At 70.2% G+C, this 15,557-nt stretch carries 8 protein-coding genes; 2 read left to right on the top strand and 6 right to left on the bottom strand.

Going from position 1 to position 15,557, the window contains the following annotated elements:
- Positions 1 to 99: 99 nt before the first annotated feature.
- The gene (locus tag B6R96_RS29170; RefSeq protein WP_081524080.1) at positions 100 to 375 is read right to left on the bottom strand and encodes a hypothetical protein; all 276 of its coding nucleotides are present in this window, start codon (positions 373 to 375) and stop codon (positions 100 to 102) included.
- On the bottom strand, positions 369 to 6,584 hold the full coding sequence (locus B6R96_RS29175; protein WP_081524081.1) for an RHS repeat domain-containing protein: 6,216 nt from the start codon (positions 6,582 to 6,584) through the stop codon (positions 369 to 371). The genes B6R96_RS29170 and B6R96_RS29175 overlap by 7 nt, the downstream gene beginning before the upstream one ends.
- 619 nt (positions 6,585 to 7,203) lie before the next feature.
- Between B6R96_RS29175 and B6R96_RS29185 the strand changes: the two genes are divergently transcribed.
- Positions 7,204 to 9,978, top strand: coding sequence for a DNRLRE domain-containing protein (locus B6R96_RS29185; protein ID WP_159396378.1), 2,775 nt, complete (start codon positions 7,204 to 7,206; stop codon positions 9,976 to 9,978).
- 89 nt (positions 9,979 to 10,067) lie between these two features.
- Here the strand turns inward: B6R96_RS29185 and B6R96_RS29190 are convergent, their stop codons facing one another.
- The 3 genes from B6R96_RS29190 to B6R96_RS29200 all read right to left on the bottom strand — a co-directional run bounded on the left by B6R96_RS29190 (position 10,068) and on the right by B6R96_RS29200 (position 13,532).
- Positions 10,068 to 10,709 (bottom strand): DUF5995 family protein, encoded by a 642-nt coding sequence (locus B6R96_RS29190; RefSeq protein WP_052875826.1) that lies wholly within the window; start codon positions 10,707 to 10,709, stop codon positions 10,068 to 10,070.
- Between the two features lie 75 nt (positions 10,710 to 10,784).
- The gene (locus B6R96_RS29195) at positions 10,785 to 12,203 is read right to left on the bottom strand and encodes a uracil-xanthine permease family protein (RefSeq protein ID WP_081524084.1); all 1,419 of its coding nucleotides are present in this window, start codon (positions 12,201 to 12,203) and stop codon (positions 10,785 to 10,787) included.
- A gap of 81 nt (positions 12,204 to 12,284) precedes the next feature.
- Positions 12,285 to 13,532, bottom strand: a complete 1,248-nt coding sequence (locus B6R96_RS29200) for an MFS transporter (protein WP_107475600.1) — start codon at positions 13,530 to 13,532, stop codon at positions 12,285 to 12,287.
- A gap of 53 nt (positions 13,533 to 13,585) precedes the next feature.
- On the opposite strand from B6R96_RS29200, the gene B6R96_RS29205 reads away from it, so the two are divergent.
- Positions 13,586 to 14,737, top strand: coding sequence for an ROK family transcriptional regulator (locus B6R96_RS29205; protein ID WP_081524085.1), 1,152 nt, complete (start codon positions 13,586 to 13,588; stop codon positions 14,735 to 14,737).
- A gap of 1 nt (position 14,738) precedes the next feature.
- Here the strand turns inward: B6R96_RS29205 and B6R96_RS29210 are convergent, their stop codons facing one another.
- Entirely contained in the window at positions 14,739 to 15,509 is a 771-nt protein-coding gene (locus B6R96_RS29210) for an SDR family oxidoreductase (protein ID WP_081524086.1), read from the bottom strand.
- Between the last annotated feature and the right edge of the window lie 48 nt (positions 15,510 to 15,557).

Below are 15,557 nucleotides of genomic sequence, written 5' to 3' on the forward strand. Positions count from 1 at the left end.
GCCGTCGCCGTTCCCGGCGCCGGGAACGGCAGAAGCCCTGCCGGAGGATCCGGCAGGGCTTCTGCGCAAGTGTCGGGCAGGTTCACCCGTCGCCGGGGTTCACTCCGAGGCCGAATCGGCTGCCTTCTGTGCCTCGTCGAGCCAAGCGGTGAAATCCTCCATGCCATGCATGTACTCGTCGGGGGAAATCTTCATGTCAGCCCCGGACAAAGTTGACAGGACATCCCAGAGCGACAGGTCAGAAATTTCCTGCTCGCGCTCCGAAACCCAGACCATGGCCCAATCCGCCACGTCTTCCCTGGTGGACTCGCCTGAAATCAGGGACTCGATCATCTTCAGCGCGACCTCGAAGGTCGGCAGATCGTCAGCTACCACTTTCCTGTGAACTTCCCGAGTATGTCGAACACGTAGTGGACTTTCTTCCCGCCCGTGAATTTTATGTCCGGACGGACCTGTCGAATCCGTCCCGCCCCGTCCAAGGTCTCATGCCAAGTGCGGCTGTTTCCGTTGACCGGATTCCATTCCCGTACGAGCCGTCGGCCGATCATCTCGCCAGGGTTTTTGGCCGGATCAACCTTCCCATAGTACCGGATCCTGCCATCGGGGAGGTCTCTGACTGAGTCCTTGCCGTACTTCTCGGTCTGCCGGAGGTGCTCAGAGAGCTTCGACTTTGTGCTCGGATAGTCCTTGGTCTGGCTCTGCTGAGACTTCTTCGGTGTGGGATTCTGTGATTTCTGCGGCGATTTCTTTGGCGCTGCCGCCTGCTTCGCGGAGGGCGCCTTCTTTGCTGCGGCCTGCTGCTTCGGAGCTGCCTTCGGCGCAGGCTTCTTCGCTGCCTGCTTCGCTGCCTGCTTCTTGGCCGCCTGCTGAGCCGCCTGCTTCGCTGCCTGCTTCTTGGCTGCTTCCGCCGCCAGCTTCTTGGCTGCTTCAGCGGCCGCCTTCTTGACGGCCTCCTCGGCCGCCTTCTTGGCAGCTTCCTGAGCCGCCTTCTTCGCGGCCTCCATCGCCAGACGCTTGGCCAGTTCGGCGGCGGCCCTCCTGGCCGCCTCGATCGCGGCACGGCGGGCGATCTCCCTGGCGATCGCCTGGGCCGCTATCCGGAGGGCGATCGCGGCGAGGAGAGGAACGATCTTGCCGTCCGGGTCGGAGATCGACACCGGGTTGTTGTTGGCGTACGCGTACCCGTTCATCTGCTGCGGGTCGTTGGCGTCGATCAGTGGGTCGACCGACAGGAATCGCCCGGTGGCCGGCTCGTAGGAGCGGACACCCAGCTGAGTCAGTCCCGTGGAGGCGTCGACCGTGCCGCCGACGAAGCCCTTCTGGTTCGGCCAGGCTTGGGGCGCCGAGCCCCGGGTCTCGCCGTAGGGGGTCATGTCCCGCCGGGCGGCGGTCATTGTCCCGCCGGCATCCACCGCGATGGTCGCGGTGTTGTGGTGGTCCGCGGACAGGTAGGAGACCTTCCCGTCCGAGGAGCGGACGGCGACGGTCGACTGACCGAAGTTGTACCCGCGGGTGGCCTTGGTAGTGCCGTCCGCGGCAAGGGACACCTCGGTGCCGGCCAGGTAGAGCGTGGTTCCTGAAGGGTCCTTGCGCAGCAGGCGGTTGCCCTCCGCGTCATAGACGTACTCGGTGACCTTGGTGCCCTCGGTGACCTTGGTGAGCTGCCCCTCGGCGTCCCATTCGAGCTTCTGCTCGGAGTTACCGACCTTGCGGAGGGTGGTGTTGCCGGTGGCGTCGTATGCGTACGAGTCCTTGCGGGTCCCCGTCGGTTCGACGATGTCCACGCCGCTCAGGGTGTGCGGCTGGTTGCCCTTGGCGGCCGGGTAGGCGTAGGAGTGGCGGGTCTCGCCGTTGCCCACGTCGTGCTTGGTCTCGCTGGTGCGGTTGCCCGTCGGGTCGAACGTGTACGAGTGCCAGTACGGCGACACACCGCCGACGGTGGCCGCGGACGGTCCGCCCGCGCAGGTCGTCTTCGCGGTCCAACCCTCGGTCATACGACGCAGGTAGTCGTAGGAGAAGCACTGCGTGTCGCGGGTCGTCCCCTCGCGCAGTTCGCTGAGAGAAGTGATGTTGCCCGCGGGGTCGTAGGCGTAGTCGACCTCGGACAGCGCGGACGGTGCGACCTCACGGTCCGCGAACGACTTGGTGACCCGGCGGGTCGAGTCGTCCAGGTAGTTGGTGTGGATCATGCGCTTGCCCTTGGCGCCCTGCATGTACTGCATGACTTCGCCGAAGGGGGTGTAGCGGCTGCTGCTGACGTACTCGGCGGCACCCTTGACCGTGCTGGGCAGGCCCGCCGCGTTATAGCCGAAGTCCAGCTTCTCCGCGGGAAGACCGCCGGCGGCGGGGAGGTGTGCCGAGAGCGGGTCGCCAGCGCTGTTGTAGTCGACCCTGGACTCGTAGCTTCCGGAGAGCTTGCCCTGCCCGTCCGGGATCGTGGTCCTGGACCCGGTCGGGGCTCCGCTGCTGTCGTAGCCCAGCACGGAAGTGGTGTACGGCTTCCCGTCGGTGTAGCGGGTCGAGGAAGTCAACTGTCCCTTGGAGAGGGTGTCGTACGTCCACTCGGCGCGCTTCGGTCCGGTCGGAGTCCCGTCTCGCTGTTCCAGCGGTCGGCCGAGCCTGTCGTAGGAGACGTGGATGCTCTTACCGCGGGCGTCGGTGGTGGAGAGCAGCTGGTCGCCGTCGTCAAAGGCGTAGGTGGTGGTGCCGCGGTCGGGATCACGGTCCTTGCTCTTGCGGCCGCGCAGGTCGTACTCGTACTGCCAGACGTTTCCGACCGGGTCGACGACCTGGGTCAGCTCACCGCCGGGATCGTAGCTGTAGCGGGTGCTGTCGAAGTCGCCGCCGACCTGTCGGCCCTTGTGCTGCCGCAGCTCCACCGGTTTGCCCCGGGCGTCGGTGATGGTCGTGGTGACCGTGCTGCCCTCGGGCGGGACGACGTGGTGGCGGTCACCTTCATAGGTGGTCGTCGTGCGCCATTTCTCGGTGCCGAGGCTGTAGAACAGGTCGACGGTCTTGCGTCCGGCGCCGTCGTAGAGGTAACCGTGCTGACGGATGATCTGGTTGTCAGGGACGGATACCAGCGTGGTGCCGGGGTTGCTCTTCTCCAGGTACGGGCCGGATTCCTTCACCTGCAGGCCACGGGAGTCGTACACCGTGTCGGTGACGACACGGCCGGAGCGTGCTTCGTCGTTCTGGTTGAGGTCGGAGCGCGTGGCCTGGGTCTGGCGCGAGCGCATCAGACCGTCGTACAGCTCGTGGTTGACGGTGTAGGTGTCGTCGGCGAGGCGCGTGCGGGTGGTGACGGCGGAGGGGCCGTCCTTGCGGAGCAGGTAGGAGATCTCGACGTCAGGCTTCTGGTCCCGGGTCCGGCCGACTTCCCAGCCCTTGACCAGGCGGCCCAGCGCGTCGTACTCGGACTCCTCCCGGCGTCCGTCACCGTCGACCTCGGTCAGGGTGAGGCCGCGGGTCGGGTCGATGATGTCGGTCTCGGTGTGACCGAGCGGGTTGGTCGTGACCACCTGGTGCGGCATCTCACCGGTGGCCGGGGTGTACTCGGTCCTGGCGGTGTTGCCCAGCGCGTCCGTGGTCTCCACAGAGCGGCCGTACTGGTCGAACTTCTCCGTGCCGGTGGTCACATAGCGGGGCTGACCAGCGACGTATTCGGCCAGCTCCTCGGCTCGCGTGGCGTCGCCCCTGACCGGGGCCTCACCGAAGCCCTTGCCGTCGTAGTGCGTGCGTTCGTCGGAGACGACGTGCACCGGTCGCTGGACGGCGGCGTTGCAGGCGACGGAGACGGTCTCCTCGCGGGATTCCAGATCCAGCAGGTGCTTCCCGGCGTTCTGGGCGTACTCGGTGCGGGTGCACTGGTCGTCGCTGCTCGTGGACGTGTCGCCCAGGTCGTTGACCTGGGTGATCAGCCCGTGCTCGTTGTAGGACTTCTCCACCGCCGTGCGCCGGAAGCCGCCCTGGACGGCGGTACGGGTGCGCTCCGCGCCGTTGTTGAAGCGCTGAGCGGTGAGTGCGGTCGTGCCGGTGCGGTTGCGGGTCGCGGTCGGAGCACTGATCGACGGCTCGTACGAGGTTGCCGAGATCAGCGCGCCGCCGTCGCCGTTGTACGTGAGGGTTTCGCGGGTGACACCGGCCTGCGAGAGGTGGTCGGTGATCTGGTTGCCCTCGGAGTCGGCGACCTTGACGCTGCGGGTACCGCCGGAGGCGGTGCGGTCGCCGTCCAGGCCCCGGAAGTAGACGTTCTCCGAACGCGTGCGCTGGTCGGCGCCGTCGCCCGTGCGGGTGATGACCTTGCCGTAGCCGCGCCACTGGTTCCAGGTGCGCTCGGTGTCGCGGAGGAACTCGGAGGTGTCGTACGCCCAGGCCGGGGCGCCGGAGTACTCGTACCGGGTGACGGTCGAGGGGGATCCGCCGACGAGGTCGTTCTCGACGACCTGGGTGGCGACGTACTTGTGGAAGTAGTCCTTGTAGGGCTTGGGCCGGCCGTCCGGGCCGATGGGCTGCCCCGGCGCGGACCAGTTGACCGGGTAGCAGCGCAGGGTGTTGTCGGCGTCCGAGGCCGGCAGGACTCCGTCGCGGTTGCACTCGGGAGCCGAGTAGGTGACGCCGATCAGACCACCGGATTCGGTGCTGATGGCGTTGATCCGGTAGCGGATGAAGGGCGGCAGGCCCTCCAGGCCGTCGACGCGGTTGGCCAGCTGCTGGCCGGAGAAGGTGATCTCCGGGGTGCTGAGCTCGCCGTTGGTCTTACCGGTGTGCTTGACCGAGGCCAGCCACAGGCCGTTGCTGGTGCCGTCGCCGGTCTGGGGGAAGGAGTGGGTCAGGTCCCAGCGGTCGACGTCCTTGTAAGCGCCCCGGGTCAGCACCTGGGTGGTGATGGCGGAGAACCGCTTGCGGGTCCAGAAGGTGGGGGAGTGCTGGTTCTTGCACTCCTTGCCGGGGGCGCAGAACTGGTCGACGGGGACGTCGGGCCAGTTCTTGGCGTTCTCCTTGGTGAACTTGGCGTCCGAGCAGTCCGCACCGGGCAGGCAGCGCTCGGCGGTGTCGAGGATCACCTTGGCCGGGGCCTTGGTGCCGTATTCGGCGCCGGTCCGCAGGCCGTACTCGACGCGGCTGAGGTGTCCGCCCCGGGTGTACTCGACGCCCTGGAGCTTCTTGTCCGCGCCGTAGCGGTTGGTCTCCTTGGCGTAGTAGTAGACCATGGCGTTCCCCTGCACGTCGGAGACGTGGTCGAGGTTGTAGCGCCAGGCGCGCTGCTTGCCGCCGTCCTTGCCGTACAGCGGGACGGTGAAGGCGGAGTTGGTCTCCTGGTCGCCGGCCTTCCAGTTGCCCGGCCGGTTGAGGCCGAAGGTGAAGACCGTGCCGGAGACGGTGGTCAGACGGAAGTAGCCGCCCTCGGCGTCCCCGTTGACGGCACCGGTGAGGTACTCGACCTTGGAGCCGTCGTCCTTGACGCCCTTCCAGGTGCCGGTGGCGTCGTCCCTGACCAGCTCGGTGCCCGAGCCGTTGAGGGACAGCATGGCGTTCTCGGAGGCGAAGCAGAGGTCGCCCTTGCCGTCCTTGTACGCCACTCCGGAGCCGGGGACGTCGGAGCACGGCTGGAAGCGGCGCTCGATGAAGCCGCCGGAGGTCAGCTCGAACCCGTCGCCCGCTTGCGAGGGCTGGGTGTTGCTGGCGGCCATGCGGCCGTCCACGCTCTGCGCGGAGTAGTTCAGCCCGAGCTCGGGAGAGAGATCCCCGGGAGCCTCCGGGGTGGACATGGGGTAGGTCCAGTTGAAGTCACCGGAGGCCCCGCCGGACTGCCAGCTCGACGTGGGGGCGAGCGGCGTCGCCTTGAAGTCCCCGCCGGTGCCGGAGGCGCCGGCCTCGGCGGCCAGGACCATCGGAGCGGCCGCTGCGGCGCTCCGCGCGGACAGCTGCTGAGGTGACTTGGTGCCGGTGCCGGTGCCGGTGCCGGCCAGGGAGATGTGGGCGGTCAGCGTCTTGTTCTTGACGTCATTCCCGCTGTCGACCGGAGTTCCGGTCTGGCACTCGCCCTTCTCGGGCGTGGTCAGCACACAGGCCGGGTACTGCACCACGCGCATGCGGCTCGCGAAATTCGCGCCGAACGCCCCCGCGAACGCGGAGTAGTCGACGGCGAGTTCGACGGTGCCGGGCGAAGGCGCGCCCGCGCCCGGTTCCACGGCCATCAGCACACCGTTGATGCCGGCCTTTTCGGCGTGGGTCTGATTCTTGACCGAGACCTTCACATTGGCCGGGGCGGCCGGAGCGGCCGATGCTCCCGCCCGGGTGAACGGAACTGCCGTGGCCGTGGAACGTATTGCGACGGGAAGCCCGCCTACGTCACTACGGGCGGGCGCAGCAGCCTGCGCGCGGGCAGCCACGGGGGAGCCGGGCTCCAGGAGGGCTTCGCCGCCCTTGGGCCAGGTGACCTTGGGAGCCTTCTTCTGGGCGTTCTGCGCTGCTTCGTTCTTCGGCGCGGACTTGACCGGGACCGAGGCGCCGGCGAGTACCGGCTCGCTCTGGGTGCCGCGGACCTTGAACTTCTCGGTGGCCGCGGCCGCGGTGCTCACACCTGCCGAGATCAGCAGGGCGGAGCTGACGGTAATGGCAATGGCCTGGGCGGAACGGCGAATGTATGTGGGCCAGTTCCAGACGTTGTCGGAGCTCCAATGGGGCTCGGATCTCCTGGGTATTTGCGACGGACTCACGCAATTCCTCTATGCAGAATGAGGCGCGTTGACGACCAACGCACCTATCACGCACACAGTAAACGATCAATCCTGTCATGGTCATGCATAAGTCAAGATAGTCCCATAGTGGAACCGGACGAACCCCTTCCGACTTGCCCGTAAACCCAGAGGAAGGTCAAGGATGAGTATAAGTATGATCTAGTTCCGTAAGGTTCTGGGTGTGTGTGATCTTCGGCTCGCCCTCGGTCATCCACCCGCCAGCACGCGGAGCCCCCGAACTCTTCACGTGTGCCGCCGACGAGGCGGTCGCCCAATCCGATCGCCGTCACCCTTGGATGGTTTCGCCATGCACTCCGCCCCTCCCTCGAGGAGCCCACGAAGACCACACGCCTGGCCGAAGGCCCTGGCCGTGCTGGCGCTCACCGGTCTGTGCGTCAGCCTGACGCCCGGCCACGCGACTTCCGCGCCCCAAGCTGCGCCCGCCGCGGACGCGAAGGGCGTGACGCCGGAACAAAAGGCCCAGAACGCCGCGCGTTCCGGCGGGAAGCCGGTGGAGGTCCTGGAGCAGCGGACGGAGGACACCCGCACGTTCGCGAACCCGTCGGGCACCTTCACCCTTGAACGCCACACCAGCCCCAAGTGGGTCAAGAGGGGAGGCAAGTGGGTCGACCTCGACGCCTCCCTCCAGGTCTCGGCCAAGGGGGTCCTGACTCCGAAGGCCTCGCTCCTTCCGCTCTCGCTGTCCGGCGGCGGAACGGGTCCCCTGGTCAGCCTGACCGACGGGGACAAGGAGATATCCCTGACCTGGCCCCAGGCTCTGCCGAAGCCGCGCATCAACGCGGACACCGCCACCTACCCCGAGGTGCTCCCGGGAGTGGACCTGAAGGTCCGCGCCGGTATCGAGGGCTTCTCCCAGGTCCTCGAGGTCAAGTCGGCCGAGGCGGCCGCGAATCCGAAGCTCGCCGAGATCGGCTTCGGCCTCCGGACGAAGAACCTCGCCGTCGCCGCCGACGGCCACGGAAACCTGACGGCCAAGGACGCCGCCGGGCGGATCGTCTTCGGCGGGCCGACCCCGACCATGTGGGAGTCGACGCCGACCGCCGGCCAGCAGAAGGTCTCCTCGCTGGCCCGGAGCGCCGCCGCGGCGCAGGACAGCAGCGGCCCCGTGGCCAAGGACGGCAGCGCCTCCACCGCGTGGGAGCCGGGCTTGAGTGCGAAGCAGGCCCCGATGGCAACCAAGGTGGACGGCACCACCCTGACGGTGGTCCCGGACCAGAAGATCCTCAAGGGCAAGGACACCGTCTACCCGGTCTTCATCGACCCGTGGATGAGTGGCGGCCGGATCGCCTGGACCCGTGTGTACAAGAAGTTCCAGGACACCGCGTACTGGAACAAGAACGAACTGGCCCGCGTCGGCTACGAGAACGAGTCCAACGGCCTCTCCCGGTCGCTGTACCGGATGGACACGGCCGGGTTCGCCGGCAAGAACGTCATCCGGGGCACGTTCTCCACCCAGCTCGAATGGTCCTGGTCCTGCCAGGCCCGGCCGGTCCAGCTCTGGTTCACCGGTGCGATCAGTTCCAGCACCACATGGCGGAACCAGCCGGGCTGGGACCAGCACCTGGCCACGGTGAACACGGCCAAGGGCTGGGGTCCCAACTGCCCGGCCGGCGGCGTTGAGTTCGACGTCACCAACAAGATGCGGGAAGCGGCCGCGGCCGGCTGGCGCGACGTCACGCTGGGGCTCAAGGCCGAGAACGAGTCCGACACCTTCGGCTGGAAGAAGTTCCTCAACAGCGCCACCCTCTCCATCGAGTACAACCAGACGCCGGACACCCCCGGCGAGCTGCAGATGACCCCGCAGCCCACCGCTCACGGCTACATCGGCAAGACCAACCTCGCCACCGGCGTGCACCTGCGCGCCCGCATCTCGGATCCTGACAGCGGGAACGTGACCGCCCGCTTCCGTGTCCACTACGTCGACCGTGGCGGCTGGTTCAACGAATCCACCGTCAGCGTCCCCAGTGGTGGTATCGCGGACTTCCGCATCCCCGACACGTGGTTGCCCTGGGACGAGTCCTACGCGTGGGAAGTGCAGGCCGACGACGGTACGAGCGCGTCCGCATGGCAGGGCGGCGGCCGGTTCACGGTGAAGCGGACCACCCCGCCGGTTCCGACGATCGCGATCGATCCCGTCAAGGGCATCGCCACCTTCACCGCGGAAGGCGCCACGGGCGGGGAGCACGTCCAGACGTACCGGTTCGGGATCAACACGGACCAGCCCACCCGACGGGTGGAAGCCTGGCACGGGAAGGCCGCGGTGCTGCTGCCCAAGATGGGTGAGGGGCGTTACGAGATCAAGGCCTACGCCACGGACAAGGCGGGCAACGACTCCGAGGCCACGCTCAACAGCGGCATCCAGTGGGACGACAACAACACGGCCACCTCCCTCTCCGATGCCACCACGACGCAGGGCGGCCACATGGTCGCGGTCGTCGAGGGACGTGTGTGGCACGGCTTCACCGGAGGCAGTGTCGAAGACACCACACCGGTCGCGGGCGAGCTCCCGAACGTCGAGCAGGTGGCCACCATCGGCGCCGACAGCCAGCTCCACGTCCTGGCCCTGGCCGACGGAAAGATCCACCACGCCGTGCGGCTCCCCGGCGACTGGCAGCGCTGGGGCGACGCCGCCGCCGCCGCCGGCGGCCTGCCGAGGGTGACCCGGATCGCCGCCGCCCAGGACGGCTGGAACATGGTGGTCGCCGCCGTCGCGGACGGCAAGGTCTACCTGACGACCCGCTATCCCGACCGCTGGGACCCCTGGCGGCTCGTCCCGGGTACCCCCGCGCAGATCGACCAGATCACCCTCGCCGCGGTGAACGGCCAGCCGCAGCTGGCGATCCTCTCGGCGGGCCTGGCCTACCACGGCGGTCAGAGCAGCCCGGGCAACTGGTCCGCCTTCACGCAGCTGCCCGTCGCGAAGCCGCTGACCTCGATAGAGGCCTCGGCCGCCGCGGGCACCGGCGGGGAGTTCCAGCTCACTGCCGCCTCCGACGGGCGCATCCACCACACCACCCGCAAGGCCGACGGCAGTTGGACCGCATGGGGAGACGTGACCGCGGTCGTGGGCAACCCCGGCTACACCCGCAAGCTCCTCGCGACCCCGGTCGGAGACGGCTTCCGGCTGACCGCCATCGCCAACGGCACCATCAGTCAGACCACGCGCACGGCCGGCGGCCACTGGAACGGCTGGAAGGACATCTACCAGCCCTGACGGCATCGCCCGCACGGCCGGTACAGCAGCGGGGCCGTCTCTCCCACGACGTGTGGGGGAGGCGGCCCCGCCGTTTTCGCAGCGCCGTCTCAGCCCCGCGGGGTCAGTAGGCAGCGGCCCACCAGGCCGACGCCCGCGTCGAGGGAGTCCGTGAACTCCTCGGCCAGTTCCGGGACCCGGCGCAGCGTCCACAGCAGGCGGGCCGCCGACCAGGCTCCGGCGCGGGCGCGCTCCAGGCTCCACGAGCCGACCAGGTGGGTCAGCGGGTCGGCGATCTCCAGGAGGTCCGGGCCCGGCATCAGGTCCTCCCGGATGTGTTCCTCCAGGGAGACCAGGGTGTCGCCGACCCGGTCGAAGTCCGCCTCCAGGGCCCGTGGTTCGCAGCCCAGCTCACCGCAGGTGGCCACCACGGCGAGCGCCAGGTCGTGGCCGATGTGCGCGTTGATCCCGGCCAGCGCGTGCTGGAGCGGCCGGATCCCGGGATGGCGGCGGTACTGGAGCAGCGGGCGCCAGCAGGCCGGGGCGCGCTCCGCCTCCACCGCCGTCAAATACCGCTCCGCGAACCGCACGCTGAGGGTCTGCGCCCGCCGCGGCGCCGGGAACCCGCCGTGCTCGATCCGCCGGTGCAGGGTCTCCGTCACCGTCAAGTAGACCCGGTTGAAGACGGCGACGCCGTCCTGCGGCGGGAGCCGCTCCTCCAGGGCGCGCATCCGCGCCAGCACCGCATCCATGGGGGCAGAGTCGCAGGCGCCGGCGCGGATCCGGGGAACTTGGCCGTACGCTTCCCCGGTTCGGGCGAAACACCGTCAACGGGGCTTGTCCTGGCCGTCCCCGGAGCCGCCCCCGAAGCCGTTCCCGTAGTCGTCGTACCCGGAGGTGCCCTCGTCGAGCAGGGGCTCCTGCTTGAGGTGCGCGGGCGCGAGGTAGCGCAGGGCGTGGTAGCCGGTGATCACCACGATCGTGCCCAGGGCGATGCCGCCCAGCTCGAAGGTGTCGGTGATCTGGAGCTTCACGCCGCCGATGCCGATGATGATGCCCGCCGCGGCCGGCACCAGGTTCAGCGGGTTGCGCAGGTCCACCCGGCCGGTGATCCAGATCTGGGCGCCGAGCAGGCCGATCATCCCGTAGAGGATGACGGTGATGCCGCCGAGCACGCCGCCCGGGATCGCGGCGACGATCGCGCCGAACTTGGGGCACAGACCGAAGAGCAGCGCGAAGCCCGCGGCCGCCCAGTAGGCCGCCGTGGAGTAGACCCGGGTGGCCGCCATGACGCCGATGTTCTCGGAGTAGGTGGTGTTCGGCGGGCCGCCGACCGCCGTGGACAGCATGGACGCGGCGCCGTCCGCCGCGATGGCCGTGCCCAGCTTGTCGTCGAGCGGGTCGCCGGTCATCTCGCCGACGGCCTTGATGTGCCCGGCGTTCTCGGCGATCAGCGCGATCACCACGGGCAGGGCGATCAGGATCGCCGACCACTCGAAGGCGGGCGCGTGGAAGGACGGAAGGCCGATCCAGTCCGCCTTGCCGACCGCGGAGAGGTCGAGCCGCCAGTGGTCGACGGCCGCCTCCCCGCCCACCGTCGAGTGGATCCTGCCGAAGAGCAGGTCGAAGATCCAGGAGATCCCGTACCCGAAGAGCAGCCCCAGGAAGATCGCGATGCGCGACCAGAACCCGCGCAGGCAGACGACGGCCGCTCCGGTGAACAGCATGGTCAGCAGCGCCGTCCACTGGTCCTGCGGCCAGTACGTGCTCGCCGTCACCGGCGCCAGGTTGAAGCCGATCAGCATCACCACCGCGCCCGTCACCACCGGCGGCATCGCCGCGTGGATGATCCGGGCACCGAACCGCTGGACCGCCAGACCCGCCAGGAACAGCGCCACGCCGACGACGAAGACGGCGCCCGTGACCACCGCGCTGTCCCCGCCCGAGGCCCGGATCGCCGCCGCGACACCGACGAACGACAGCGAGCAGCCCAGGTACGACGGGACCCGGCCGCGCGTGGCGAGGAGGAAGATCACCGTCGCCACGCCGGACATCATGATGGCCAGGTTCGGGTCCAGGCCCATCAGGACCGGAGCGACGAAACTCGCGCCGAACATCGCCACGACGTGCTGGGCGCCCAGCCCGGCGGTCCGCGGCCACGACAGCCGCTCCTCCGGCCGGACCACCGCGCCGGGGGCGGGAGTCCGCCCGTCTCCGTGCAGGGTCCAGCCCACGCCGAGGCCCATGTTCCACTCCGTTCTCCGGCTGCTGCTCACACATCGAGGCCGCAGCGCACGGAGTACGTGCCACTGCGGCCGGTCGATATATTACGGCCGGGTTTGCGCAGGTTCGTCGAGGTCGGTCGCGCCGGACTTCGTCGTGGCCCCGGCGGGACCGGCCCCAGCCTGCCCCACCGGCGGCCCCTGGCGCAGCACCGCGGCGCCCGCGATCAGCGCGAACGCCAGCAGGGTGACCAGCCCGAAGGACACCACCAGCGAGGTCGCGTCCGCGACCGCGCCGATCGCCGACGGCGCGATCAGCCCCGAGGTGTACGTGATCGTCGCGACACCCGCGATGGCCTGGGCCGGAGCCGGACCGCTGCGCCCCGCCGCCGCGAAGGCCAGCGGGACCACCACCGCGATACCGAGCCCGATCAGCCCGAACCCGGCCAGCGCACCGGCCGGATGCCGGATGCCGACCACCATCAGTCCGCCCAGGGTGGCCAGCACGCCGCCCGCCCGGACCGTGCGCACCGCCCCGAACCGGTCCACCACCCGGTCGCCGACCAGCCGGGCCACGGCCATGGTCAGCGCGAAGGCGGTGGTGGAGGCGGCCGCCAGGCCGGCGTCCGTGTGCAGGACGTCCCGCAGGTAGACCGCCGACCAGTCCAGGCTCGCGCCCTCTGCGAACACCGCGCAGAAGCCGACCGCCCCGATCAGCAGGGCCGACTTCGGGGGCAGCGCGAAGTGCGGCGGCGCCGGCGCCTCCTGGTCGCTCCTCAGGTCCAGCACACCCCCTACGGCGAACAGGCCGACCGCCGTGAGGGCCAGCGCGGCGACCAGGTGGTGCAGCCGGGCGTCGGCCCCGGTGTGCGCGGCGACCGTACCCGCGGCCGAGCCGAGCAGGGCGCCCACGCTCCACATGCCGTGCAGCGAGGACATGATCGAGCGGCCCAGCCGGTTCTCCGTCTCCACGCCCAGCGCGTTCATCGCCACGTCCGACATCCCGGCGGTGGCTCCGTAGACGAAGAGCACGAAACACAGGGTCGGCAGGTTCGGGGCGAGGCTCGGCAGGATCAGCGAGAGGGTCCACAGCGAGAGCAGCACCCGCAGCGCGAGGCGCGCGCCGAGCCAGTGGTTGATCCGGCCGGCCAGCGGCATCGCGAGGGCCGCGCCGAGGGCGGGGAAGGCGAGGGCCATGCCCAGGGTGCCCGGGCTGAGCAGGGCGTGCTCCTGGATCCAGGGGATACGGGTGGCGAAGGAGCCGGTGACGGCGCCGTGGATGCAGAAGACGGCGGCGATGGCGTAGCGGGCATGGCGCAGGCGCGCCGGGCTGAGGTCGGTGTCCCCGGTCATGGGAATTAAACTATCAGGGACCCTGCCTGATAGATAACGGCCCGACTCCTAGGATGGGCGCCGTGACTCCTGCCCCCGCCCCGGTACCGTCCCCCGCCTCGCCCAGCACGGCCCGGGCCATCAACGACCGCCTCGCGCTCCAACTGCTCCAGGAATCCGGGCCCCTGACCGCCACCCAGCTCAAGGCGATGACCGGCCTCTCCCGTCCCTCCGTCGCCGACCTCGTCGACCGGCTCACCGGAGCCGGACTCGTCGAGGTCGCCGGAGAATCAGGCGAACAGCGCCGAGGCCCCAACGCCAAGCTGTACGGGATCGTCGCCGACCGCGCCCACCTCGCCGCCCTCGACGTGCGCACCGACCGGGTCACCGCCGTCGTCACCGACCTCCTCGGCCGCCCCCTCGCCGAAGCCGCCCTGCCCGTCGGCGCCCCCGAGGACGCGGTGGCGGCCCTGCTGCGCACCGCGCACGAGGCCGGGGCCACCGAACTGCACACCGTCGTCATAGGCGCCCCCGGCCTGGTCGCCCCCGCCACCGGCGAGCTCCGCGACACCTCCGGCCTGCCGGCCTGGCACCGGGACCTGGTCGCCGCCCTCCAGCGGAGCCTGTCCGCCGTGGTCGTCGTCGAGAACGAGACCAACCTGGCCGCCCTCGCCGAGCAGCGCCTGGGCGTCGCCCGCGACCTGGACTCCTTCGTCCTGCTCTGGCTCGGCGCGGGCGTGGGTGCCGCCGTGGTCCTGGACGGACGGCTGCGCCGGGGCGCCTCCGGCGGAGCGGGCGAGATCGGCTTCCTCCCGGTGCCGGGCACCGGCGGCCTGCCGTCGGCCGAGGACTGCGGGGGCGGGTTCCACGCCCTGGTGGGCCGCGAAGCCGTGACCGCGCTGGCGCGCGCACACGGCTTCGCGGGCCCGGCGGAGGAGGCCGTGGCCGGGGCCGCGGGGGAGGCCTTCCTCGAAGCCCTGGCCGAACGCCTCGCGCTGGGCGCGGCGGCCGCCGCGGCGGTCCTGGACCCGGGCTGCGTGGTCCTGGCGGGCGAACTGGGCCGCGCAGGCGGCCCCGCCCTGGCCGCGAGGGTCGCCCGCCGCCTGGCGAGACTGACCCCGGTCCCGACGGAGATCCGCGCGACGACGCTGGGCGACCCGGCGGTCCTGGCAGGAGCCGAACTGGCGGCGCGGGAGGCCGCGCAGGCGGTGCTGTTCGGCGGGTAGGTCAGTCCCGCCCCGCCGCCGCGCCCGCCTCCGCCGCGAACTGCGCGAACGTGCCCCGGCCCACCGCGTGGGACGGGGTCAGGTTGCCGCCCCGCCTGAAGGCGGCGTAGGCCTTGCCCGCCAGCGGGACCGGGAGCACCCGGCGGTGGCGGCCCGTGGCCGCCAGGTAGGTGCGGGCCAGGTCCGGCAGGGTGTGGATCTCCGGGCCTCCCATGTCCGCGACCCGGCCCGCCGGGGTGGGGACCGCCAGTTCGGCCAGTCGCTCCGCGACCTCCCCGACGGCGACCGGCTGCACCCGCACCCCGCCGGGCACCGGCACCGGAAGCAGCGGCAGCTTCGCCGCCATGTCCACGACCTGGGCCACCAGGTCGTGGAACTGCGTCGTGCGCAGGATGGTCACACCGAGCCCGGAGCGCTCCAGCTGCTGCTCCACCTTCAGCTTCGCCCGGTAGTAGCCGAACGGCACCACGTCCACCCCGACGATCGAGATGTAGACGATGTTGGTGACGGTGCCCGCCCGCCGGGCCGCGTCGATGAGGTGCCGGGTGGCGGCCACGTCGTTCTTGCCCCCGCCGCGCGTGTCGCTCGCGCAGTGGACGATGACTTCCGCGCCCGCCGTCGCCGCGTCCAGCCCGTTGCCGGTCAGCAGGTCGACCGGGTACTGCGGGGCGTGCCGGCTCAGTGCGCGGACCTCGTGGCCCGCGTCCCGGAGCCGGGCGACGACCGGCCTGCCCAGGGTGCCGGTGCCTCCGGTGACGAGGATGGTGCTCATGCGTCCGCCTTTCGCCGATGTGGTGACTTCACCAGCGGAGACCGGACA

The organism is Streptomyces sp. Sge12 (assembly GCF_002080455.1).
Classification (GTDB): Bacteria; Actinomycetota; Actinomycetes; order Streptomycetales; family Streptomycetaceae; genus Streptomyces.

Bases quoted from the DNA above. Each gene is read 5' to 3' on its own strand.
- B6R96_RS29205 (WP_081524085.1), top strand. From the start codon at position 13,586: ATGGGCGCCGTGACTCCTGCCCCCGCCCCGGTACCGTCCCCCGCCTCG.
- B6R96_RS29195 (WP_081524084.1), bottom strand. From the start codon at position 12,203: ATGGGCCTCGGCGTGGGCTGGACCCTGCACGGAGACGGGCGGACTCCC.
- B6R96_RS29190 (WP_052875826.1), bottom strand. From the start codon at position 10,709: ATGGATGCGGTGCTGGCGCGGATGCGCGCCCTGGAGGAGCGGCTCCCG.
- B6R96_RS29210 (WP_081524086.1), bottom strand. From the start codon at position 15,509: ATGAGCACCATCCTCGTCACCGGAGGCACCGGCACCCTGGGCAGGCCG.
- B6R96_RS29200 (WP_107475600.1), bottom strand. From the start codon at position 13,532: ATGACCGGGGACACCGACCTCAGCCCGGCGCGCCTGCGCCATGCCCGC.